This window comes from Micromonospora sp. L5 (genome assembly GCF_000177655.2).
Lineage (GTDB): Bacteria > Actinomycetota > Actinomycetes > Mycobacteriales > Micromonosporaceae > Micromonospora > Micromonospora aurantiaca.
This window is the reverse complement of sequence record NC_014815.1, coordinates 4660841-4683429: the sequence shown is the minus strand read 5'-3', so window position 1 is coordinate 4683429 and position 22589 is coordinate 4660841. Positions and strand designations below refer to the sequence as shown.

The window sequence follows — 22589 nt, the reverse complement described above, 5'->3', positions numbered from 1 at the left end:
CAGGCTGCGCTCGAAACGGACTCGGGCAGCGAGCACGCCGGGCCGGTGCGGGTCTACCGGCTGACGCGAAGGACTCGAGCGGCGCGCCGCACCCTGTGGGCGGCAGTCACCGTGACGGGAGGACGTAGTCCATGGGAGACACAGGCGCGCGAAGCATGATCGATCCGATTTCTGACGAGACCATCCGCCGCTACCGGGAACAGGGCTTCGTCCACGTGCCGGGCGTGCTCGACGCCGACGAGGTGGCCCGGTATGCCGAGGCGGCCGCCCAGCTCCTCGACAGCCACATGGAGATCTGGGACGGCGTCAACGGTGTCGAGGTCAACTACGTCGCGCAGGCCTGGCGCAAGAGCGACACGATCCGGGAACTGGCCCTTCACCCGGCGATCGGTTCGATCGCGCTGCAGCTCGCCGATGGCCCGATGCGGCTGTACACCAGCGAGGTGCTCGCGAAGGAGCCGCACAAGGCGGCGCCGACGCTCGTACACGACGACGAGACCGGGCTGCCGTTGTCGTCGTTGTCGCGGGCCTTGACCGCCTGGGTGGCGCTGTCCGACGTCCCGGTCGAGCGCGGTTGCCTGTCGTACGTGCCCCGTTCGCATCTGCGACCGCCGGAGCACCGGCAGGAGCACATGACGAGTTTCGAGGAGTTCGCCGACATCACCGACATCTGGCCGGAGTTCCCGTGGCAGCCGCGGGTGACCGTGCCACTGCGCGCCGGTGACGTGACGTTTCACCACTGCCGTACCGTGCATCTGGCCGGTAGCAACACGTCCGACGCACGTCGGATGGGCCACGGCATCGTGTACGTCAATGCTGACGCCACCTACCGCCCCGGCGTCCAGGACGGGCACATGGCGGGATTCGAGCCCGGCCAGCCGCTGGACGACGAGGGATTCCCGCTCATCACCCTGTAGCGCGGAGGGAGGAGAGGTAGCGGGCCAGGGCTACGCGATGGTAGCCCGGCCCGAAACCCAACGCCGTCACCTCCGGTACGAGCGTGCGCAGCTTGGCGATCGACGGGCAGTGCGACACTGTCGAGTCGAGGAGCACCCGCTCGGCCGTCACGCCGAGATGCCGCTCCAGCACGTCGATCACGGCCGCGATCTCAGCGCAGTCGCCCGACGCCACGTTGACGACCTCGTCGGTGACGCCGGTGGCGAGCAGCCGGTCGACGACCGTCATCCAGTCCTCGACGTGGACGATGTCGCGCCGGGCGCCTGGTTGGACCGTGACGCGTCCGGCGCGAAGCTGCCGGATGATGGCGGGCACGAGCCGGAACTCCGGTTCTCCGGGACCGAGCACGTACCCGAGGCGCAGGATCAGGTACGGAACGCCGCAGTCGCGGATCATCCCTTCCAGATCCAGCTTGTGCCGTCCGTACGGGAGGGCCGGCTCGACGGGGTCGTCTTCGCGTCCCTGGCAACCCGGCCCGCCGTACATGCTGACGGTCGAGAAGAACACCAACTGCCGGCCGTCGCGCACACAGTCCCGGAGTGTGTCGGCCACCAGCCGAGCCTCCCGCTCGTGCTCGGCGTCCGGCAGCGGGTGCCTCGGTACCCCGGCAGCGAGCACGGTGACGCCGGGGTACGCGTCCGCGAGCGGCCGCAGATGCCGGGCGAGGAAACCGCTGCCGATCAGACGCATCGGGTCGGCACCGGTCACCGGACCTGGGCGAGGCGGTCATTGACCAGGTCGCCTAGCTGATTCAGCGTCCGCACCTCGGCCACCTCCTCCTCGGGCAGCGAGATACCGAACCGCCGTTCGACGGCGCTCGACGCTTCGAGCAACGCGAGGGAGTCGTAGCCCAGGTCGGCCAGCGGGACCTCGCCGAGGTCTTCGGCGGCCGCGTCGACGGGCTCCGCTTCGCCGGCGCAGGTGGCCAGGATGGTCATCAGATCGGGAATGCTCAATCGGACGGATTGACTCATCAGCTTTCCTTTCATGGGGCACGTACAACCAGTGCGCTGTTGAAGCCCTGCCGGCCGCGGGCCAGCACCAGGGCAACCGACGCCGTCAGCTGCCGGGGGGCCTCGACCAGGTCGAGGGCGTAGTCCGCGACGACGTTCACGGTCGGCGGGATGACCTTGTCGCGCAGCGCGAGCAGCGCGGTCGCCACGTCGAGCGGGCCGGCGCCGGAGTACAGGCGACCGGTCATCGTCTTGGGCGCGGTGACCGGGACGCCACGCGGGCCGAAGAGGTCGACGATCACCTCGGCCTCCGCCCGGTCGGCGTCCGCGTCGCCGGCTGCGTCGGCGAAGACCACGCCGACCTCGTCCGGGCCGATCCCGGCGTCGGCGAGGGCCGCCCGCACGGCACGCCCGAGGTTGCCCGGACGACCCGAGCCCGGTGAGGGATCGAACGTGGCGGCGTACCCGGCGATCTCGCCGTAGACGTGGGCACCACGCTCGCGGGCACAGTCGCCGTCCTCGACGGTGAGGATGGCGCCGCCCTCGCCGGGCACGTGGCCGTTCGCCCTGCGGTCGAAGGGAAGGTAGGCATGGTGCGGGTCGTCGGCGGTGGACAGCATGCCGCTGGAGATCAGCGCGGCCAGCCCGTACGGGGACAGCGCGGAGTCCATCCCGCCGGTGAGCACGAGCGGCGCGCCCTTTCGGACGGAGCGGCGGGCGTGCGCGATGGCGTCGAGACCACCGGCCTGGTCGGCGACGAGTACACCGATCGGGCCGCGCATGTCGTGCCGGATCGAGATCTGGCCGGAGTTGACGGCGTAGAACCAGGCAAACGACTGGTAGACGCTGACGTGGCTCGGTCCGTCGGCGCACAGGTGCTCGAGCTCCTTCTGTCCGAACGCGAATCCGCCCGACGCGCTCGCGGTCGACACGCCGAGGTCGGTCGCGGCCAGCGCCGACCGGTCGATGCCGGCGTCGGCGACCGCCCAGTCCGCGGCGGCCAGCGCGAACCTGGTCATGCGATCGGTCTGCGGCAGCAGCCGGCTGGGCAGGTGGTTCCCGGCGTCGAAGCCGGTGACCACGCCGCCGAGGCGGCTCGGGTAGTCCTCGACGTCGAACAGGTCGATTCTCCCGATCGCGCTGCGGCCCCGCAGGGTCGCCGCCCAGTAGTCCCCGGCACCGACGCCGTTGGGCGCGACGACGCCGAGCCCTGTCACCACGGCGGTGCTCATGCTGCCACCGCCTCGGGCGCGGAGAGCACCATCGCGCTTTGGAATCCGCCGAAGCCGCTGCCCACGGTCAGCACTGTGGAGAGCTTGCGCTGCCTGGCCTCGCGTGGCACGTAGTCCAGGTCCAGCTCCGCGTCGGGGTGGTGGAGGTTGGCCGTCGGTGGCACGACGTCGAACTCGATCGCCATCGCGCTGGCGGCGACCTCGATCGCTCCGACGGCGCCGAGCGAGTGTCCGATGACCGGCTTGATGGAGCTGATCGGCACGTCGTAGGCGTGCATGCCGAGGCCCCGCTTGAGCGCCTGGGTCTCGTGGCGGTCGTTCTGTCTGGTCGCGGTGCCGTGCGCATTGACGTAGTCGACGGCGGTGGCCGGGATGCGGGCGGTGTCGAGGGCGGCGCGGATCGCCGCGGCCATCTCCTGCCCGTCGGGCCGCAGGCCGGTCATGTGGAAGGCGTTGCCACGGGAGGCGTACCCGCGGATCTCGGCGTAGATGTGCGCGTCGCGGCGGCGCGCGCTCTGCAGTTCCTCCAAGACCAGGACCGCCGAGCCCTCGCCGAGCACGAACCCGTTACGCGTACGGTCGAACGGCCGCGCGGCGGTGCCTGGATCGTCGTTGGTGTTGGACGTGGCCTTGATGGCGTCGAAGCAGGCAACCGTGATCGGCGCGATCGGCGCGTCGGTGGCGCCGGCGATCATCATATCGACCGATCCGTCGCGGATGAGGTCCCAGGCGTGTCCCACCGCGTCGATGCCGGAGGTGCACCCGGCCGACACGACGGCGTTGGGTCCTTCCGCGCCGGCGGCCCAGGCCACCTCGGCCGCCATCGAGCTGGGCACGAAGTAGTCGTACAGGTCGGGGCCGGCGAGCCGGTGGTCGACGAGCCAGTCGCGCCCTTCGTGGCTGACCGCGCGGTAGCGCTCCTCCAACCGCAGCGTGGCGCCAACGGCGGTACCGAGACTCACCCCGACCCGGTGCGCGTCGTCGCGGTCGACGACGAGGCCGCTGTCGCTCATCGCCTCCCGCGTGGCGGTGAGCGCGAACAGGGCGGCCCGGTCCAAGCGCCCGATGTCGTGCTCGCTGAAGCCGTACTGGAACGGATCGAAGTCACACTCGGCAGCGATCCGCGACCGGAAGTCGGTGGAGTCGAAGGCGGTGATCAGGCGGGTCATCGGGGTGCCCGCCACGATGCGTTCCCAGAAGGCCTTCGCTCCCAACCCGCCGGGCGCGACGACGCCGATCCCGGTGATGACGACCCGACGTTGACTCACGCAGACTCCCCCGCTCTTGCGGACCTGCTCATTGGTGCCGGTCTCCTACGATCGACGATGGAGTCGCGGGCTCGAGCCGAGGTCGAGCGTGTCTGGAGCGGGTGTCTCTCTCAGCCCGCTGCCGTTGGCCGGTTCGCTGCCGTGAGTCGTTCGAGGAGAGCTACGACCTCGCTCGGCGCGGGCATGGCGAGCGCCTCCGATCGCAGGCGTCGGGCCGCCGCCGCGATCCCCCGATCGTGAAGCGCCCGGCCGACCAGGTCCCGCAGGCCGGTCAGGTCGTTGGCGTACAGGCCGGCACCGGACCCGGCGAGACGGCGTGCCTTCAGACCGGTGTCCCACAGCATGTCCGGCACGACGACCTGCGGAACGCCGTGCACCAGCGCGGTCTGGAAGGATCCCGCCCCACCGTGCGACACGACCGCCGAGCACAGCGGCAGCAACACGTCCAGCGGCACGAAGTCCACGATCCGCACCCCGTCGGCCTCGACGTCGTCGAGGGTGGCGATCACCTCGACGCCGAGGTCCGCGACACCCTGGAGGATCCGGCCGACGGAGAGCCGATCGGTGCCCCACACCTCGCGATGCGCCATGCCCAGCGTGATGCACACGCGTGCGGTGCCGACCTCCAGTTCGCTGATCCAGTCCGGCACGACGGAGGCCCCGTTGTAGGGCACGTACCGCACACCGACGCGCGGCAGCCCGGTATCCAGCGCGAGCGAGGACGGAACCGGGTCGAGGGTCCACTGACCGACCACAAGGTCCTCGGTGAACCCGGATCCGAACCGGCCGAGCCACTCGGCGAGAGGGTCCTCGCGCAGGATCGCGGGACGGGCCGCGAGAGCCGCGAGGTAGTGCCGGCGCAGGTTGCCGAGGACGTCGAGGCCGAACAGGAAGCGGGCGTGCGCGGCACCGCACGACTTCGCGGCGATCGCGCCGGCGAAGTACATCGGGTCCCAGATCACCAGGTCGGGGTGCCAGTGCGCGGTGAAGGCGACGAGTTCGTCGAGCGCCCGGCGCGGCATGGTGTTCTGCAGGACGACGTTCGTCCAGGCGGTCAGGGTGCCGTGGAGATAGTCGTAGGTCAGCGACTCGGTGCGGGTTTCGCTGATGTCGAAGGTGTCGAGCCACGACCCGGCCTCGCCGTCGGCGGGCGGGCGTTCCTCCTCGCGGGCCTCCGCGTCGCGAACGTGCTGCGCGACGTCGAGCATGTCGCCAACCGGCACGGCGGTCAGCCCTGCACCGAGGATGTCCTCGGTCGCGTCGGGTTGGGTCGCCATGCAGACCTCGTGCCCTGCGGCACGCAGCGCCCAGGCGAGCGGCACCTGATTGTTGACGTGGGAACTGGACGGAAACGGCGTGAACAGCACTCGCATGCGCGCACCATGCGGCCGCACGCTCGACGTGACGCTGAGCGACGCTGGAGCCGGTCAGGCCTCCAGGGGCTCCCGGATCGGCGGATCGGAGAGTCCCGCGATCTCCAGGATCCGGGCCGCCGACTTCCTGGTGCTGGCGACCGGTCCCAGCGGCGGGGCCTCGGCTGCCAGGCGGCGCCGCGTCCGGTCGTACACGTCCAGGCGCGGCGTCGACTTCATGGCGTTGCCGAGAGTCGTCGCGTGCGGGCCGGGTTCCAGCATCGTGACCCGGACCCCGAAGTCGCGGCTCTCGTCGGCCAGGGCCTCGCTGAGGGCCTTCAGGGCGGCCTTGCCGGCACCGTAGAGACCGTAGCCGCCCCGCCCTTCACCGGCTCCCTTCGATGTCACCTGGAACAGGTGACCGGCGCCACGGGCGCGCAGCCGCGGCAGCACCGCCTGCGACACCCACAGCGCGCCGAGGAAATTCACGGCAAGGTGATCATGCACCTGCTCCTCGGTGTACTCCTCGACCATTCCGGCGAGCAGCTCGCCGGCGTTGTTGAACACGACATCGAGGCCGCCGAGCTGGGCGACCGCGCGATCCACCGCGCCGAACACCGCCGCTCGGTCGGACACGTCGGTCGGCAGGGCGAGCAGCCGGCCCGGATACTTCCGGTCGAGCGCGGCCAAGGAGGTCACGTCGCGAGCCAGGCCGGCCACCCGGTCACCGGCTTCGAGGGCCTCCTCGGTCACCGCCCGGCCCAACCCGCGCGATGCGCCCGTGACGAGCCAGACGCGTTCCTCGTGTCGTGTCACATGACGACCCTGTCACACGCGGCCGGTGCCGCGCTCGCACCGCGCTCGACGACGACGGCCACGGCGCTCAGGGGAGGTCGTCGCGGGTGACCCGACGGTGCCGCACCAGCAACTCGTCGCCCGCGGCAACGAGTTCGTCCTCGCACACGCACATGATGTCCAACCGCGGCTTACCGCCCTGCGGCGTCACCACGACCTGCGTGTAGCTGCGCACGAAGAGCACACCGTCGGCGCGCGGCTCAACCGCCGCCATCGTCAGCAGGTGCCTGACCTGTTCACCCTTGTCCGCGAGCGCCGCGGCGGCGCTGCGCACGCCCGCCTCCAGCGCTTGGCGACCACGGATCGGCTCGGGCGCCGACGGCGGGACGAACACGCCGTCCGGAGTGAACATGGCGGCCCACTCGGCCGCCTCGCCGGCATCGAGCAGGTGCATGTGCCGGGCGTAGAAGTCTTGGACCCGGGCGTACGTGTGGGTCGCACCCGCGGTCTGATCGGTGTCCAGTGGCATGGAGTCCTCCATCGGCTTTCTCGGCTTCCGCTCGACGGTGCCCGGTACACATCGAACTTCCCTGGTTCCGGCCGCAAGCGACGCTCGACCGCCGTTCCGGCCGCCGCGCGCAGCATCGAGGCCATCCGACTGACGCGACCGCGGAGGTGCTGTGTGCGGCTGATCGACCTATCCTCAGCGATCGACGCATCGTCTGCCGAGCCCGACCCGGTGGTGCACAAAGTGCTCACCCCGCGCGAGGGCGCCGAACACATGTGCGCCGAGATGCGCAAGCACTTCGGTGTCGACTTCGACCCGCACGAGCTGCCCGACGGCGAGTTCCTGTCCCTCGACCGACTCTCGCTGACCAGTCACACCGGCACACACGTCGATGCGCCGTCGCACTACGGTTCCCGTACCACGTACGGCGACGGGACGCCGAGGCACATCGACAGCATGCCGCTGGACTGGTTCTTCCGGCCCGGCATGGTCCTCGACCTCACCGACGCCGGGACGGGCGTGATCGACGTGGCCCGCATCGAGAAGGAGTTCGCGCGCATCGGCCGGCGTCCCGACCCGATGGACATCGTGCTGCTGCACACCGGTGCCGACGCCCGGGCGGGTACCCCGGAATACTTCACCCGGTTCGCGGGCCTCGACGGGCCCGCCACCCGGCTGCTGCTCGACCTGGGGGTACGCGTCATCGGCACCGACGCGTTCAGCCTGGACGCGCCGTTCGGCGACATCATCGACCGCTACCGCAGGACCGGTGACCGGTCGGTGCTGTGGCCGGCGCACATGGTCGGGCGCGAGCGCGAGTACTGCCAGATCGAGCGCCTGGCCAACCTGGGCGAGCTACCCACGCCGTACGGCTTCCGGGTCGCGTGCTTCCCCATCCGCATCGCCGGCGCCGGTGCCGGCTGGACGCGCGCCGTCGCGTTGATCGACGACTGAGGACCGAGGTGGACCAGTGAAGGGCATCATCCTTGCCGGCGGCTCCGGAACCCGGCTGCGACCGCTGACGCTGGCCGTGTCGAAGCAGTTGCTGCCGGTCGGTGACAAGCCGATGATCTACTACCCGCTGTCGGTGCTCATGCTCGCAGGCATCACCGAGATCCTGCTCATCTCGACCCCCGCCGACCTCGTGCAGTTCCGGCGGCTGCTGGGTGACGGCGCGCATCTCGGGCTCCGGTTGAGCTACGCCGAGCAGCCGCACCCGGGCGGCATCGCCGAGGCGTTTCTGATCGGCGCCGACCACATCGGTGACGACGAGGTCGCCCTCGTGTTGGGCGACAACATCTTCCACGGGCTGCGCTTCTCCGACCTGTTGCTGGAGACTGCGCGCGAGGTGGACGGCTGCGTCCTCTTCGGCTACCCGGTACACGATCCGGAGCGCTACGGCGTGGCCGAGACCGACGGGGACGGCCGACTCGTGTCCATCGCGGAGAAGCCGGCGAAGCCACGTTCCAACCGGGCCGTCACCGGGCTCTACTTCTACGACAACGACGTCGTCAACATTGCCAAGAACATCGGACCGTCGCCGCGCGGCGAGTTGGAGATCTCGGGCGTCAACCAGGTCTACCTCGAACGCGGGCGGGCCCGGCTGGTCGACCTCGGCCGGGGCTTCGCCTGGCTGGACACCGGTACGCCGGAGTCGCTGCTCCAGGCGAGCCTCTACGTCGGCACGCTGGAGGCCCGGCAGGGCGTGCGGATCGCCTGCATCGAGGAGGTGGCGCTGCGGATGGGGTTGATCGACGCCGCCGCCTGTCACCGGCTGGGCGAGGCGATGGCTGGTTCGAGCTACGGCCGTTACGTGATGGACATCGCGGGTGAGCTGGCCTGAGCACGCCTGAGCCGGCCCGTTCCCGGGCCGGCTCCGTCAGGCGTCAGGACGGAGCCGGTCAGCGACCCAGTCGTCGGTAGCGCTCCTCCGTCGCGTCCTTCTGCGGCTTCCACCACCACCCGTTGCGGCGGTACCAGTCGATCGTGCCGGCCAGGCCGGCGGAGAGATCGGCGTACCGGGGCTTCCAGCCCAGCTCGGTCCGCAGCTTGTCGCTGTCGTTGGCATAGCGCGCGTCGTGCCCGGGGCGGTCCGTGACCAAGTCGAAGTCGTCCGCGGGCCGGCCCATCAACTCGAGGATCAGGCGCACGATCTGTCGGTTGTCGCATTCCTGCCCGGAGCCGACGAGGTAGGTCTCACCCATCCGGCCGGACCGCAGGATCGCGTCTATCGCCGTGTTGTGGTCGTCGACGTGGGTCCATTCCCGGACGTTGTCGCCCCGCCCGTAGACCTTCGGCCGGTCGCCGGCGAGGACGTTGGTGATCTGCCGGGGGATGAACTTCTCGACGTGCTGGTAGGGACCGTAGTTGTTCGCGCAGTTCGAGATGGTGGCTCGCACCCCGTAGGAGCGCACCCAGGCGCGCACGAGCATGTCGGAGCCGGCCTTCGTGGCCGCGTAGGGGCTGGAGGGGTCGTAGCGGCTCAACTCGGTGAACCGCTCGTCGGAGTCCAGCGGGAGATCACCGAATACCTCGTCGGTGGAGATGTGGTGTAGCCGCCGATCGTAGCGGCGTACCGCCTCGAGCAGGTTGAACGTGCCAACCAGATTCGTCTGCACGAACGGCGCCGGATCCAGCAGCGAGTTGTCGACGTGGGATTCGGCCGCGAAGTGCACGACGGTGTCGCTGGCCGCGACCAGCCGATCCAGCACTTCGGCGTCACGGACGTCGCCGTGCACGAACTCGATGTGATCGAGGATCGGCCGGAGGGAGCTGCGGTTCCCTGCGTAGGTGAGCGCGTCCAGCAAGATGATCCGGTATCCGGGATGACATCGGCGGACGTGGTGCGCGAAGTTCGCGCCGATGAAGCCCGCTCCGCCGGTGATCAGCATGGTCGTCATACGGGCACGCTAACGATCCCGGCCGCGACATCACTGGAACGCCGATGGACGCATCGTCCGCCCGCTCTTGAGCCTTCCTTGAGCCGGTGCCGCCAGGCTTCGGCGACCGAGTCCGCCACCCCCGAGGAGCACCGTGACACGTCGCCTCTTCACCTCCGAGTCGGTGACCGAAGGCCACCCGGACAAGATCGCCGACCAGATCAGCGACGCCGTCCTCGACGCCCTGCTCGCGCAGGATCCCCAAAGCCGCGTGGCGGTGGAGACGCTGATCACGACAGGTCAGGTCCACGTCGCCGGTGAGGTGACCACGCGGGCCTACGCGGACATCCCCCAGATCGTCCGGGACACCATCCTGAACATCGGGTACGACTCGTCGCGGAAGGGCTTCGACGGTCTGTCCTGCGGCGTGAACCTCTCCATCGGCGCGCAGTCGCCCGACATCGCACGCGGCGTGGACCGGGCGATCGAGCGGGTGGCCGGCGACTCGGTGCACGCCCTCGACACCCAGGGCGCCGGCGACCAGGGGATGATGTTTGGCTACGCCTGCTCGGAGACACCCGAGTTGATGCCGCTGCCGATCGCGCTGGCGCACCGGCTGGCCCGCCGGCTCGCCGCCGCGCGCAAGGATCGGACGATCCCCTACCTGCGACCCGACGGCAAGACCCAGGTCACCATCGAGTACGACGGCTCGCGCCCGGCCCGCCTGCACACGGTGGTGGTGTCGTCCCAGCACGCCGCGGACATCTCACTCGATTCACTGCTGGCCCCGGACGTGCGCGAACACGTGATCGAGCCGGAGCTGACCGGCCTGGGCGTGGACGTCGAGGACTACCGGCTGCTGGTGAACCCGACGGGTAGATTCGAGATCGGCGGGCCGATGGGCGACGCAGGCCTGACCGGCCGCAAGATCATCGTCGACACCTACGGCGGATACGCTCGCCACGGCGGTGGCGCGTTCTCCGGCAAGGACCCCTCCAAGGTGGACCGCTCGGGGGCGTACGCGATGCGCTGGGTTGCCAAGAACGTGGTGGCGGCCGGCCTGGCCGAGCGTTGCGAGACGCAGATCGCATACGCGATCGGCAAGGCGCGCCCGGTGAGCTTCCTCGTGGACACGTTCGGTACCGAGAACGTCCCGACGCACCGGATCGAACGCGCGATCGACGAGGTGTTCGACCTGCGGCCGGCCGCGATCATCCGCGACCTGCGCCTGCTCCGCCCGATCTACCGGCAGACCGCCGTCTATGGCCACTTCGGCCGGGAACTGCCCGATCTGCTGTGGGAGAACACCGATCGTGCGCAGGACCTCAAGGACGCCGCGGCCTGAACACAACGGCGGGAAAGCCTGCCACGCTTCCTCGGACAGCGCGCGCGTCATGACCATCCGCGTGCTGGTCGCTGACGACCAGGACATCGTCAGAGCAGGGCTCTGCATGATCCTGAACGCCCAACCGGGCATCGCCGTCGTCGGCGACGCCGCCGACGGCCGCCGGGCGATCTCCATGGCCCGTTCGCTACGTCCCGATGTGTGCCTGCTGGACATCCGCATGCGCCCGAGGTCGACGGGATCGAAGCCACCCGCCAGCTCGCCGGGGCCGACGTCGCCGATCCTCTGGCCGTCGTCATCATCACCACCTTCGACCTCGACGAGTACGTCTACGGCGCGCTCAAGGCAGGCGCCCGAGGCTTCCTCCTCAAGGACGCCGGCGCCGAGATGCTCACCCAGGCCATCCATGCCGCCGCCCGCGGCGACGCCCTGATCGCACCGAACATCACCGCGAGGCTCCTGTCCTCCTTCGCGAACAGCCGCCCGCGCTCGGTGCCACCTGAACCTGTCGAGCCGCTGACCGCTCGCGAGGAACAGGTCCTGCTGGCTGCCGCTCGCGGGCGGACCAACAGCGAGATCGGCGATGAGCTGTCCATCAGCCTCAGCACCGTCAAGACCCACATCGCCGCCCTGATGCGCAAGCTCAACGCCCGCAACCGCGTCGAGATCGTGATGTGGGCCTACGAGACACGCCGCGTCGGCACCTGGTCGGCGCCCGCAGGCTCGAGGTGCGGAAACCAACGCTGACCACTTCGGTCTTCTCTGGGAGGTCTCCGGTCGGATCAGTAGTCAGCGCTCCGCCGTCATGCAAGCGCTGGCGATCCGACAGGGCCGTCGTTCACTGCCCGAGAGGGCGGTAGCGGAGGTGTACGACGCCGTTTCGGAATCGGCGCTCATCGAGGAGCTCGAGGTCGACGCGCATGCCGGTCGGCAGGCCCGGCTTTCCCCCGCCGACGACCACGGGCCAGACGAACAGCTGGCACTCGTCGACCAGCCCGGCCTCAAGAGCCTGCGCCGCGAGGTTTGCACCTCCAACGGTGAGATCGCTGCTGGCCGTGGCCTTCAGTTCGTGTACCGCCTCGGGGTCGAAGCGGCGTTCGAGTCGGGTGTCTGCGGTCGACACCGCGGCGAGAGTCGTGGAGTACACGACCTTTCTCGCTGCCTGCCAGGCGCTTGCGAAGTCGGCCATGAGATCGGACTGCGCGGCCAGAGCGGCGTCGGTCTCCCAGACGGCCATCGCCTCGTACAGCCGCCGCCCGTAGAGGAACGTGCCCACGGACCGCAGGAGATCGGTGTAGAGAACGAATAGTTCGTCGTCCATCGGCAACCAGGCGAACGCGCCGCGTTCGTCCTCCATGTAGCCGTCAAGCGACACGTTATTCACGTAAATCAGCTTTGCCATGTCCCTACCTCTCGATGATCAACCGCAACAGCCTGGACGCTCATCAGCGTGGTGAACGCCTGGAGCCGGGCCACCGGCTCCTCCGGCCCAGCCAGCGCCCGGAGCCGGCAAACAGAGCCCGGCCCGCGGTCGGCGCGCTGACCGCGGCCCAGGTGGCAAGGCCGATCGGCCACCCGCACATTGCCGAAAACCGCGTGCATCACCTGCGCCGGTGCCAGCCCCAGCAGCGCGGCCCGGCCCGCGAAGTAGCCGCCCCAGCAGTCGCGCATACCGAGGGCCAGGAACGCCTCGTTCGGCACCTCGGAGAAGATCACGGTGGCAATGGGCCGACGAGATCGAACATGCAGCGGACCTTGACGCACGGGCGCATCACCCATCACCTCCTGTGACCGCGACAGCACCCTCGTAGGCTGTCCCTCACACTGACTACGAACGCCCCTGCCCGAATCCGACAGCCGCTGCCCTACCTGTCAAACTTCCCGCGTCCGCCACCCTGCAAGCCAAGCGGGCCCGACGACCCCACCTACCCGGCGAGGATGCACGCTGAGCCCAGGCCATGGCCCAGCACAGGGCCAAAAGCACGGCAACTGGTGCCCCGGCTGGCGTCGACCAGCACACGAGGCCACCGACCTGACCGCAGACCACCCGCGGGCAGTCAGCCGGGGCGGAGGCGAACGCCAACCCCTCGCCGTCCTCTGCGTCTCTACGGTTCCCACACTCAGGGTGACGTCGCGCTGAGTGCGAATGCGGCGCGACCGATCGTCGTACAGGCGCCAGCCGGCGGCGGTCATCGAGACGGCGAAGAACACGGCGAAGAACAACGTCTTCGGGTCCGCGGTGATCTTCAGGTGGGCGAGGCCAGAGGGTGCGCCCGGGATCTCCTCCTGGCTGACCACGTTGATCGTGGCCCAAGAGTCGCCGTGGGCGATAGCGCTGCACATCTTCCACGTGAGCACGAACGGCACTCTGCCGCCCGGCATGGTGTCGCCAGCTGCTTCGACGATTTCCCGTACGTCAGCCGGCGCACAGCGGTCTTCGGATCGACACCTCTCCGCCGCGCGATTTCGCGCAGCTGCTCTATGCGGGCCTCCGCGGGTTTGCGTCCCTCCGGCGCACCGAGCAGTTCCCTGACCGCCTCGCCGCCCTTGATGTCCAGAGCAGCGAAGCGCAACCGCCGGCGGACTCGCTCGGCCCGGTCGTCCGGCGCGAGCAGCCATACCGCAGCGCTTGCGTTCTCCAAGGCGGCTCGGGCCAGCGAGTACGGGGCGTACATGTGCATGACGTGCGCGTCTTTCAGGACGGTGCGCAGGCAGTGCAGGTGGTCGACGGCGTGCGAGAGGGCCTGCCAGGCAGCCTGGCTGAGCTGGTACGGATGCATCTCCTTGTTGTCGCGGCTCAGCGTGCTGCGCTCCTGGGGGCGTTCGTGCGGCCCGGCAGGGTCCATGCGCTTCAGCCAGGGATCGATGCGGTCGAGGTGCCGGAACATCTCGGCGGACGGTGGCCCGCTACTGCCGGGCGATGGTGCGGGCCGAGTCGCCGGACGCATCGGCGGCGATCATGGGGCGGGCCACCGCGGTTACTCAGCGACACGACAACCGACTGGAGCCTGAGGTCGCTGGCACACCCTCTAGAGCGTCCTAGGACGTGGTCTCCTCGTTCATGCATGTGGAGCCGTCTTTCATCAGCCATCCTGCGATGGTGTTGTAGTCCGCATCGGTGAGGCCATGGCGTGGGTTGACACGATGCAGGAGCGCGGGAGAGCTGTGGTTCGCGGCCACCCAGGACCGGTCGGCGTCGGTAATCTCGTCGTCGACCCAGACGAACCGGCGTCCCGCGGCCCATTCGACGAGGTGGCGGGTCTTCCAGTGCAGCCGACCGTCGTCGTCATCTTCGTCCGGCCAGTCGACGATGGGCAGCTGAGGCAGACCGAGCCGCGGCGCGAGTACCTCGTTCGCTTCGGCCATCCAGGTCGTGGCCCAGACCATGTCGCACGGCAACGCGGCCAGGCGACGGCCGTGTTCAGGGCTGAGTCCGGCCAGCAACGGGTTGGGTTCGTCGTCCATCTGAAGCGCGGCGCCGGCGAACGGCAGGAGTGTTCCGTCCACGTCCAGGAACAACAGCGGACGCGTACCGATCCCGTGTGCGGCGAGGCGGCGTACGCTCGCCTCACCGAAGTCCTCATCCGGCCAGATCTGGTCCGCGGCCCAGTCCAGCCACTGGTGCGGCGGCTCGTCAGCCTGGAAGTACGCGATCCGCGCCGCCTGGTCCATGGGGGCGGACTCCCACCAGTGCCACCAGAGCATCAGGTGCCATTCTCCGTAGCCCATGCGCCAGCCGATGCTGTACCGCTCGATCTCCGGGTGCGCTCGCCATGGCGGTAGAACCCGGCTGTGAGTGTCAAGCTGTTCGCGCACCGCGGCGTCAAGAAGTTCGCGGGTCCGTTCGTCCACTAATTAACGCTCCTTCACGGTCCGGCAGCTCAACCCGGCTCCACCCCATGGTGGGGGTCATTGCTTGTCCGACGTCCGCGAGGGCCAGGTCGCGATTCAGCAGCTCTCACGAGTTGGTCGCGGCAGCCAGGCATGGGCGCGCCAACGGCTGCCCACCCCACGTGAGCACATACGCGGTCACGCGGGTCGCCCGTTCTGTTCCCGTAGCCAGTAGGCGGCGGTTTCGCGGACGTCTTCGTTTGGGTCGTTGAGCGCCTCGCTGATCACGTTCGCGTGCCGGTAAGACTCCTTGCGCCAGCCACGCAGGGAAAGGATCGCCAGCCGTCGCACGGTGGCGTCCGGGTCCTGGCTGACCGTCTGTCCGAATAGCGGAAGGACCTGCCTCGCGACGGCGGCACCGAGACGCCATTCGCCGAGCACGCACACCGCGTGCCGGCGGATGACGACGTACGGCGAGGCCAGTCCGCGGATCGCTTCGTCGACCTCGCCGACGGTGATGTCGCAGTACCCCCGCCCTGGCTTGAGCTCCTCGGCCAGCGCCGGCACATACGCCGGCCGGCGCTCGATGACGTCCTGCAAGGGCCGGTAGTCCAACCGCCGTGCGATGACCGCCTGGTTGCGGAAGCTGGTGTACGGGGCGGCGACGGCGGTGATCACAACCTCCTGCGGAAGACGGTGGATCTGGTCGAGCACGAGATCGAGGCGGCCCAGCCGCGCCAGCGCACGGCCCGCCCACGACTGGTCCGGTCCTTCCCGCTCGGTCAGCGCCTCGTGCAGTGCCCGCAGGACGCCGCCGTCGGGTTGGCCGATGTCGGCTAGCAGCTTGGCGGCCCGCCACGCCCGGTCCTTGGCAGAGAGCAGGGGGATCAAGGCGGGAAACGCGGCCAGCCCGAGATCACGCAGCGCCACCTGGGCGTCCTCGCCGCTGATCGGGCCGTCAAACGCGTCCAGCCGGGCGACGTAGTACGCGGCGCGTTCGGCCTCCGGTAGTGCGGCGACCCGGGCCATCACGACCGCCCGCTGGTCGTACTCAGGGATGTGCCGGCTCACCTCACGTTCGGTGAGGACGCGTTTGATCAGCGTCTCGTGGTACTCGTCGTCGAGCAGCAGCACCACGAAGTCCCGGTCGGTGACGCCGCTGGTGCGAAGTGCGACCCTGGCTCGCTTACACACGCGCACGAGCATCGACAGGTACCGGCGGAACGTCGCCTCCCACTGCCGGGTCGTCCCTCGGCAGGCCTCCGCGGTCAGCTGCCGTTCCCAATCCCGGGTCAGGTCCTCGGCGAGCCACTCGTCGTCGTAGTGGTCCCAGTCGGCGGCGTTCCACCGCACATCCGTCTGCTCCTCGGCGGGAAGCTGCGCCAACGCTTCGACACTGTTCATCGCGAGGCTGGGCAGGCTGATCTGGTCATCGGTCTCGCGGTAGATCCGGTCCAACGCCGCGGCGTAGAACCGCTCGTCAGGATGTTCGGCGATGGTCGACCGGACGGCTTGCACCAGGGCGTCTACCAGCACGCGCTCGAAGCTCGCCCAGTCCAAGCCCACCGCCACCCCGCTATCCTGCCCGACACGGCCGCTCCCCTCCCCGATGGCTGCCCCGCCAATCCCGTCCGGCCCGAGAACCGCCCGGGCCGAACCCGATGTTGGTAGCGCCCTGGCCTGGTCTTGCATCGCTCGGGATGCGGGCAGTAGGCGCGCGTGGAGTCAGTTAGTCGTTGGTCTTGGTGGCTGCGGGAACGCGGCCGAGGGCGCGGTCTTTGTGTCGGTAGGTCACGATGGCGACGACGACACCAATACCGCGCCAGATCGGCCCACTACCAGCGAAGACTCTGACTCCACCAGGTGCGGCTGGAGTACTGAGCGGTTCAGCACCAGAACGCCTGACCCCGTGGTCGAATTGCGATGATTTTGCGGTCACCCACGCGGCGCTCGGTCCACAGGAGCGTCGCGACGCTGAGCTGCACGGCTCGGCGGAGCGGGGATGATGCCGTCAGTACGAGTCGTGGCCGCCGCAGTCGCAGGCTTGGATTTGCGGCGGTGGAGCGTGAGAGTCATGACCAGCACGACCAGCGCCCCGACGATCAGCCCGAGGATCGCGCTGGCCACCGTGTTGACGAGCCAGCCGACGAGCCCACCGAGAACACCCGTGGCGTCGTGGGCGGCGACCTCCACGTGGTGCACGGCCTCGTACAGGAAGTGCAGATTCAGCTCGTTCGTGCCCAGCAGCAGGATGTGCCCGCCCACCCACAGCATCGCCGCGGTGCCGACCACCGTCAGCACGGTAAGGACTACCGGCATCGCCCTCACCAGACCGCGGCCGAACGTGGCGACGGCGCCGGAACGTTGCGACAGGCGCAGTCCGGCGTCGTCCATCTTTACGATCAGGGCCACCACGCCGTACACCAGGACGGTTATGACGACGGCGACGACAGCCAGGATCGCCAGGCGGGACCAGAACGCCTCATCGATCACCTCGTTCAGGGTGATGACCATGATCTCCGCCGAGAGGATCAGGTCGGTCCGTACCGCCCCGGACACCAGTGTCGTCTCGTCCTGCACCTTCTCCTCGCCCGCGCCGTGGGCATCGTGATGGGCGATCTTGGCCCACACCTTCTCCGCGCCTTCGTAACAGAGGTAGGCGCCGCCGAGCATGAGGATCGGAGTGAGCAGCCAGGGCACGAACTGACTGAGCAGCAGCACCGCCGGCAGGATGATGAAGAACTTGTTGCGCAGCGACCCCAGGGCAATGCGCTTGATAATCGGCAACTCACGCTCGGCCGCCAGGCTCCGTACGTACTGCGGCGTGACGGCAGCATCGTCGACGACGACGCCCGCAGCCTTGGCGCCGGCCTTCGCGGCGGCCGCCCCGATGTCATCGATCGACGCGGCAGCGGCTCGGGCCAGCACCGCCACGTCATCCAGCAGGGCTACGAGTCCACCGGCCAAGGGAGGGGTCCTTCCAGGGTTGCGCAGAGTTCGAACTGGCCCATTCTCGCTCAGGTCCTTGCGCGCGGCACGCCGCCGCCCGGGTCTTATATCGGGCGAGAGCTCGACCCAGTACGTGGCCGTAGAAGTACCTGCGTGTACTTCTGCCTCCAGTTCGCGGGTAAGGCCGTGTTCGGCGAGCAGTTCGGCGAGGTCTCCGGCGGCGAGTTCGTTGCCGGCGTCCAGGCGTTTGCGGTGCAGGCCGATGGCCTCCTCGATGCGACCGTGTTCGGCGAGCAACTTGGCCACACTTGCGGCAGCGCCCACCGCCGCCCCGACGGCGCTCGAAGGACCCACAATCGCCGGGTGCGACGCCAAACTGGCGCGCTACCGGGCGGCGCTCGACGCCGACGCCGACCCAGGCGTCGTTGCCGGCTGGATCGCCGAGACCCAGGCAGAACGCGAACACGCCGAACGGCACCAGCACACGCCAGCCGAAGAGAAGACCAACGCCCCTGCCCGCTACAGCGAGGAGCAGATCATCGCCGTCGTCGAGGAACTCGGAGACCTCGTGGCCGCCCTACGGAACGCACAGCCGGAACACAAACTGGAGGTCTACCGCAGCCCGTTACGAGATCATCCGTTGCTTCAGGCTCCGCCGGAGGCGGATCGCAGAGAAGAGACTCTGTGGCGGCCTGAGGTCTACGACTAACGGTCAAGCTCGGGTTGGCGCCCGCGCGTCACGACGTGCGGGCGAAGTAGCGGTCCTGCGCTACGGACTGCCCCGCAAGTGAGTGGGCAGAAACCGCTGGTTCGGCGACGGGCGACCACGCTACGGTTCGCGGGTGAGCACCCCGCTCCGCGCGACGAGGCAATCGTTCGCGGGTCGCGATCTTCGGCACCGCACCCTGGATGGGCACTCGTTCAAGTTGTGTGACTTCCGTGGCGCCGACCTTCGGGGCGCGTCTCTTCGCGGTGTCAGCTTTGCCGGCTGCGATCTGCGGGGCGCCGACCTGCGTGACACCGACCTGTCCTACGCGCGGTTCGGCTACGTCAGGACGCACGATCCGGAGTACGGACGCACGGACGTCACCGGGGCACGGTGGGACGGAGCCGACCTTCGAGGCGTCACCGCCGAGCGCGTCATTGGGTGGCCGAACGATCTCTAGATTCCGGGGTTACGTCCAGTTGATGTTGGGCCACCGAGCTGTCATCGCGTTCACCCGCCTAACCGCGCTACCCCAGCTAGCTGGCCCTGTTGCTGGACCGTGCGCATCGTTGGGTGGCGTTTGACGGCCTAGAACGGATTGAGTAAGGGCTCAGCAATCTCGTGCTGGCTTGGCCGTGACGCCAGCGCGTGGACGCCATCCGCGATGGCCGTCACTACAACTCACGCCATCCTCCTGCCCGGCCAGGGTCGCCCGTCCGGACGAACTCCTCGACGACCTGCCAGGCGCCTTCGAGGTCGAGAATGAAGTCCGCGGCGAACTCGACCAGGTCGTCCAGCACCAGTACCTGCGCATTCATGCTCGCAGGTTCGTCGGCGGCCAGCAGGGATATGGCGTCCTCGCCTGTCATCAGATGGACGACCGCCGCGGACTCCGTGAACCCGAGCGTGAGCACAGGGAAAACATCGCCGGCCCGCACTTCGACGTACCCGCGCCCCTGGGTCCGCAGTCCATCGAACCGCTCGATGAGGCCAGCGATGCCCGAGCGCTCCACCGCTGCGAACGTCCCTGTCGTCGGAGACGTAGCACTCCACGAAATGTTCACCCGGCAACCCCCTCGATGATCACGACGACCCGCGCCCGTAGCTATTTCTCGTAGGGGTCCCAGTGAGCGGCGTAGCGCAGCAGCGAGCGTGCCAGCTCGGGATGGGTCGCCGCCCAGCGATTGTCGAACAGGATCCACTGGTCGAACCCGAAGAAGCCGTCGATGTATCGGGCGACCTGCGCGATGTGCGCATCCAGCCGTATCAGCGATTCGGCGAGACGCTCCGTGTGCAGCAGGTCGGTTATCTCCTGAAGAACGGCTTCATGCGCGGGGGCTCGGTCGAGACTGGCAGGTGATGGGGCGTAACCTGGCAGCTGGGCGTAGCGCTCCAATGCCCGACCCATATCGTGTTCCCCGGGAGCGACAAGCGCCCGTAGCAGCCGGATGTCGTGTGGCCATCGGTGGCTGCCGGGGCCATCGACGGCCAGGTGGGTGGCGAGGTCCGGCAGGCTCACGCCGGGAAACTGGATGGCACCGGTCAGATCCAGGTTCCGGTATAGGTCAGGCGACTGCCAGCACAGGCGGACCGAGAAGGTGCAGTCCGTGCCGGGCGGGGCGAGCCGGACGCTGCGGACGGGAACGCTGTGGCGGAAGACGGTCTCCGACCCGCCCGCGCCGGTGGGCAGCGGCCACGTGTCGTGCAGGAGGAACGCGAGCCGGTCAGGTGAGGCAGACGCCGCGTCGTCATCGACGAAGTAGTACGCGAGATCCACCTCGTCGTCATCGGTGCGAACCCTCAGGGCGTGCTCACCGAGCCGAATGAAGTCGCCCTTGTCGTCGCCCTCCACCCACAGGTACTCGGTCAGCAGCTGCCGCAGCTCGTCCACCGACTCCGGCGGCGGCAGGTTACGCTCCCCGGCCGCCTCAAAGATCGACTCCAAGCCGTACACATCGCCGCCCAGCTCACTGTCGATCCACCCCGTCGGGTCGTCGTGCTTCCAGCCGCGGCGAAACCAGTCGAGCACGTTCGCATCAGGCAGGGTGACAACGCGCTTACTGTATGGAGAATCCTCTCGCCAACGGCACACGAAGTACATGCGCTGACCCTAGGCAGCGGATCCGACAGGATCTTCCCGACCGCACCGAACGGCCGCTCCGGAACCACCACGCGATGACGCACGCTGTGGCGTCGCTTAGCCGGAGGCCGACGCACCTTGCTGGTACTCCGCCCACAACTCCTGCGCCTCGCGCGCCATCACCTGCGCACGGCGCGCCTTCTTCTTGCTGAAGCTTGGCGTGCCCCCGGGCCGTCGCGTCTGCCGCGATCCGCGACCGGACAGTTTCTCGAGCCGTGCCGCCTGATCCTCCAGCGCATACGACAAAATCTTGAGATTGGCGGCCCGGTTACCGGCGACGGCCTCGCGAGCGACCGCGATCGCTTCCTCGCCGAGCGCCAGCGCCTGGACCGTACGGCCGGCGTCGTCCAGCCACACCGCCTGCCGCCGCAGCATCTCCGCGTGTCGCGACAGGATTGCAGGCCGGTCGACCGTCGCTACCTCACGCTGCAGTTCAAGGGTCTCCTCGCCAACGGCCAGGGCCTCGTCGAGCCGGCCGGACCTGGCCAGGCCGTTAGCCAGGTTCAACAGCGACAGCGCCAGGTCCCGCAGGTGTCCGGCCCGGTTGTCCGCAACGAGTTCCCGACGCAACTGCACTGCCTCTGTCGTAAGGGCGAGGCTGGCCTGTCGATCCTCGGTGACGGCTCCCTGATTGCCCACCGCCTCGGCCAGCCTCGACAGGTATACCGCCCGGTCGACAGCGGCCAGAGCGCGATACAGCTTCACCGCCTCATCGGTCGCGGCCGCGGCCTCCGCCCGCCGGTCCATCTCGCTGAGCCGCCCGCCGTACGTGTCCAGACACGAGGCGAGGAGCGGATGATGCACCTCGGGCTGGGCTGCGACAAGTTCACGACTCAGTTCGACCGCCTCCGCGGCCGCCGCCAGAGCCTCCGCCGTCCGTCGTACTCCCGCCAGACAAACCGCCTGGTTCTTCAGAGCAGTCGCCAGGTAGCCGAGACGCCGCGGCTGGCTGCCCGTCATCGACTCACGGAAGTGCGCAACCGTCTCGGCGCCGACGTCGACCGCTTCCTCCCACCGCCCTGCCTCGAACAGCCGGTTCGCGTGCAGGCTCAAGACCCTGCCCAGGGCGTCGTGCATTTGCGAGCCGACCGGTTGATCCACAGCCAGCCTGCGCAGCAACTGCAGGGCACGGTCGCTGACCTGCAGCGCCTCGGCGTGCTGGCCGGTCGCCGCCAACGCCATCGCGTAGGGCTCAAGCAGGCGCGACAGCAGGACGTCAGGACATACGTCCATCAACGCCAACGCCTCACGGCCAGCAGTCAGCGCCTCCGGCGTTCGGCCACAACTCATAAGTCGCCTGGCGAGCGCGTCCAGGGCCTCCGCGAGCTGCTCCTCGTGACGGCGGTCGATGGCGTAAAGCTCCCGGGCCAGCCGGACCGCCTCCTCCGCACACTCCAGCGCCTCCGTCGGCCGGCCAGCGTCCGACAAGTAATAGGACAGGTTGCTGCATGCCAGGACGAGAGTGGGCAGAACCGTGCCACGGTCCCGTGCTGTCAAGCCAGACAACATCTCCACAGCCCGGCGGCCCGTCTCGACCGCATCGTCGAAACGACCAGCGCGCGACAGCTCCACCGCCTCATCGACCACCGCCCCGACCTGGCGCAGCGAAGCGTCAACCCGCGTCCCCCGCCGCAGCCATCTACGCCAACCCGTCGACTTCACTAGGGCGAATAT

General features: G+C 69.0%; 23 protein-coding genes and 1 pseudogene. 7 read left to right on the top strand and 17 right to left on the bottom strand.

The window, feature by feature from the left end:
* Positions 1-155 precede the first annotated feature (155 nt).
* Complete coding sequence (locus ML5_RS21940) at positions 156-917, top strand: phytanoyl-CoA dioxygenase family protein (RefSeq protein WP_232236803.1); 762 nt, start codon at positions 156-158, stop codon at positions 915-917.
* Here ML5_RS21940 and ML5_RS21935 read toward each other — a convergent pair.
* From ML5_RS21935 to ML5_RS21905, 7 genes are all read right to left on the bottom strand, one after another.
* Positions 907-1647, bottom strand: coding sequence for an NAD(P)-dependent oxidoreductase (locus ML5_RS21935; RefSeq protein WP_030275177.1), 741 nt, complete (start codon positions 1645-1647; stop codon positions 907-909). The two genes, ML5_RS21940 and ML5_RS21935, sit on opposite strands and share 11 nt — an antisense overlap.
* Positions 1648-1661: 14 nt before the next feature.
* A complete protein-coding gene (locus tag ML5_RS21930; protein ID WP_236619265.1) occupies positions 1662-1895 on the bottom strand; it encodes an acyl carrier protein in 234 nt (77 codons plus the stop codon).
* A gap of 47 nt (positions 1896-1942) precedes the next feature.
* The gene (locus tag ML5_RS21925) at positions 1943-3142 is read right to left on the bottom strand and encodes a ketosynthase chain-length factor (RefSeq protein ID WP_013476210.1); all 1200 of its coding nucleotides are present in this window, start codon (positions 3140-3142) and stop codon (positions 1943-1945) included.
* Positions 3139-4410 (bottom strand): beta-ketoacyl synthase, encoded by a 1272-nt coding sequence (locus ML5_RS21920; RefSeq protein WP_013476209.1) that lies wholly within the window; start codon positions 4408-4410, stop codon positions 3139-3141. Before ML5_RS21920 ends, ML5_RS21925 begins: the two co-directional genes overlap by 4 nt.
* A 110-nt stretch (positions 4411-4520) precedes the next feature.
* Entirely contained in the window at positions 4521-5783 is a 1263-nt protein-coding gene (locus tag ML5_RS21915; RefSeq protein ID WP_013476208.1) for an activator-dependent family glycosyltransferase, read from the bottom strand.
* A 54-nt stretch (positions 5784-5837) separates the two neighbouring features.
* The gene (locus ML5_RS21910) at positions 5838-6578 is read right to left on the bottom strand and encodes an SDR family NAD(P)-dependent oxidoreductase (RefSeq protein WP_013476207.1); all 741 of its coding nucleotides are present in this window, start codon (positions 6576-6578) and stop codon (positions 5838-5840) included.
* Between the two features lie 67 nt (positions 6579-6645).
* On the bottom strand, positions 6646-7086 hold the full coding sequence (locus ML5_RS21905) for a nuclear transport factor 2 family protein (protein WP_013287169.1): 441 nt from the start codon (positions 7084-7086) through the stop codon (positions 6646-6648).
* A gap of 153 nt (positions 7087-7239) precedes the next feature.
* Between ML5_RS21905 and ML5_RS21900 the strand changes: the two genes are divergently transcribed.
* A complete protein-coding gene (locus ML5_RS21900; RefSeq protein ID WP_013287170.1) occupies positions 7240-8019 on the top strand; it encodes a cyclase family protein in 780 nt (259 codons plus the stop codon).
* Between the two features lie 16 nt (positions 8020-8035).
* Entirely contained in the window at positions 8036-8908 is an 873-nt protein-coding gene (gene rfbA, locus ML5_RS21895; RefSeq protein WP_013287171.1) for a glucose-1-phosphate thymidylyltransferase RfbA, read from the top strand.
* A 58-nt stretch (positions 8909-8966) separates the two neighbouring features.
* Here rfbA and rfbB read toward each other — a convergent pair whose 3' ends face one another.
* Positions 8967-9956, bottom strand: a complete 990-nt coding sequence (gene rfbB / locus ML5_RS21890; protein WP_013287172.1) for a dTDP-glucose 4,6-dehydratase — start codon at positions 9954-9956, stop codon at positions 8967-8969.
* A gap of 142 nt (positions 9957-10098) precedes the next feature.
* Here rfbB and metK point away from each other — a divergent pair, with 142 nt between their 5' ends.
* On the top strand, positions 10099-11289 hold the full coding sequence (gene metK, locus ML5_RS21885) for a methionine adenosyltransferase (RefSeq protein ID WP_013476206.1): 1191 nt from the start codon (positions 10099-10101) through the stop codon (positions 11287-11289).
* A gap of 49 nt (positions 11290-11338) precedes the next feature.
* A pseudogene (locus tag ML5_RS21880) lies at positions 11339-12036 on the top strand (response regulator).
* Between the two features lie 91 nt (positions 12037-12127).
* Here the strand turns inward: ML5_RS21880 and ML5_RS21875 are convergent.
* From ML5_RS21875 to ML5_RS21850, 6 genes are all read right to left on the bottom strand, one after another.
* Positions 12128-12691 (bottom strand): dihydrofolate reductase family protein, encoded by a 564-nt coding sequence (locus tag ML5_RS21875; RefSeq protein WP_013287174.1) that lies wholly within the window; start codon positions 12689-12691, stop codon positions 12128-12130.
* A complete protein-coding gene (locus tag ML5_RS32610; RefSeq protein WP_013476205.1) occupies positions 12679-13005 on the bottom strand; it encodes a hypothetical protein in 327 nt (108 codons plus the stop codon). Before ML5_RS32610 ends, ML5_RS21875 begins: the two co-directional genes overlap by 13 nt.
* Before the next feature lie 530 nt (positions 13006-13535).
* Positions 13536-14177, bottom strand: a complete 642-nt coding sequence (locus tag ML5_RS21865; protein ID WP_041784251.1) for a hypothetical protein — start codon at positions 14175-14177, stop codon at positions 13536-13538.
* Between the two features lie 151 nt (positions 14178-14328).
* A complete protein-coding gene (locus ML5_RS32960) occupies positions 14329-14811 on the bottom strand; it encodes an HAD domain-containing protein (protein WP_369752301.1) in 483 nt (160 codons plus the stop codon).
* A 507-nt stretch (positions 14812-15318) separates the two neighbouring features.
* Positions 15319-16692, bottom strand: a complete 1374-nt coding sequence (locus ML5_RS21855; RefSeq protein WP_013476202.1) for a DUF4303 domain-containing protein — start codon at positions 16690-16692, stop codon at positions 15319-15321.
* 363 nt (positions 16693-17055) lie between these two features.
* A complete protein-coding gene (locus ML5_RS21850; RefSeq protein WP_236619263.1) occupies positions 17056-18366 on the bottom strand; it encodes a DUF808 domain-containing protein in 1311 nt (436 codons plus the stop codon).
* Here ML5_RS21850 and ML5_RS31270 point away from each other — a divergent pair.
* Positions 18332-18778 carry a hypothetical protein gene (locus tag ML5_RS31270; RefSeq protein ID WP_049800118.1) on the top strand — a complete coding sequence of 149 codons (447 nt, stop codon included), beginning with the start codon at positions 18332-18334 and terminating at the stop codon, positions 18776-18778. The genes ML5_RS21850 and ML5_RS31270 overlap by 35 nt on opposite strands.
* 133 nt (positions 18779-18911) lie before the next feature.
* Complete coding sequence (locus ML5_RS21840) at positions 18912-19235, top strand: pentapeptide repeat-containing protein (RefSeq protein WP_049794834.1); 324 nt, start codon at positions 18912-18914, stop codon at positions 19233-19235.
* A gap of 214 nt (positions 19236-19449) precedes the next feature.
* Here the strand turns inward: ML5_RS21840 and ML5_RS21835 are convergent, their stop codons facing one another.
* From ML5_RS21835 to ML5_RS21825, 3 genes are all read right to left on the bottom strand, one after another.
* On the bottom strand, positions 19450-19788 hold the full coding sequence (locus ML5_RS21835; protein ID WP_013287181.1) for a hypothetical protein: 339 nt from the start codon (positions 19786-19788) through the stop codon (positions 19450-19452).
* A 92-nt stretch (positions 19789-19880) separates the two neighbouring features.
* Positions 19881-20876: a hypothetical protein gene (locus ML5_RS21830; protein ID WP_013476200.1), complete on the bottom strand. Its 996-nt coding sequence runs from the start codon at positions 20874-20876 to the stop codon at positions 19881-19883.
* A 96-nt stretch (positions 20877-20972) separates the two neighbouring features.
* Positions 20973-22502: a tetratricopeptide repeat protein gene (locus ML5_RS21825; protein ID WP_013476199.1), complete on the bottom strand. Its 1530-nt coding sequence runs from the start codon at positions 22500-22502 to the stop codon at positions 20973-20975.
* Between the last annotated feature and the right edge of the window lie 87 nt (positions 22503-22589).

Bases quoted from the DNA above. Each gene is read 5' to 3' on its own strand.
- ML5_RS21940 (WP_232236803.1), top strand. From the start codon at position 156: ATGATCGATCCGATTTCTGACGAGACCATCCGCCGCTACCGGGAACAG.
- ML5_RS21935 (WP_030275177.1), bottom strand. From the start codon at position 1,647: ATGCGTCTGATCGGCAGCGGTTTCCTCGCCCGGCATCTGCGGCCGCTC.
- ML5_RS21930 (WP_236619265.1), bottom strand. From the start codon at position 1,895: ATGACCATCCTGGCCACCTGCGCCGGCGAAGCGGAGCCCGTCGACGCG.
- ML5_RS21925 (WP_013476210.1), bottom strand. From the start codon at position 3,142: ATGAGCACCGCCGTGGTGACAGGGCTCGGCGTCGTCGCGCCCAACGGC.
- ML5_RS21915 (WP_013476208.1), bottom strand. From the start codon at position 5,783: ATGCGAGTGCTGTTCACGCCGTTTCCGTCCAGTTCCCACGTCAACAAT.
- ML5_RS21905 (WP_013287169.1), bottom strand. From the start codon at position 7,086: ATGCCACTGGACACCGATCAGACCGCGGGTGCGACCCACACGTACGCC.
- rfbB (WP_013287172.1), bottom strand. From the start codon at position 9,956: ATGCTGATCACCGGCGGAGCGGGCTTCATCGGCGCGAACTTCGCGCAC.
- ML5_RS21875 (WP_013287174.1), bottom strand. From the start codon at position 12,691: ATGGCAAAGCTGATTTACGTGAATAACGTGTCGCTTGACGGCTACATG.
- ML5_RS21865 (WP_041784251.1), bottom strand. From the start codon at position 14,177: ATGTTCCGGCACCTCGACCGCATCGATCCCTGGCTGAAGCGCATGGAC.
- ML5_RS31270 (WP_049800118.1), top strand. From the start codon at position 18,332: ATGGCCTCCTCGATGCGACCGTGTTCGGCGAGCAACTTGGCCACACTT.
- ML5_RS21830 (WP_013476200.1), bottom strand. From the start codon at position 20,876: ATGTACTTCGTGTGCCGTTGGCGAGAGGATTCTCCATACAGTAAGCGC.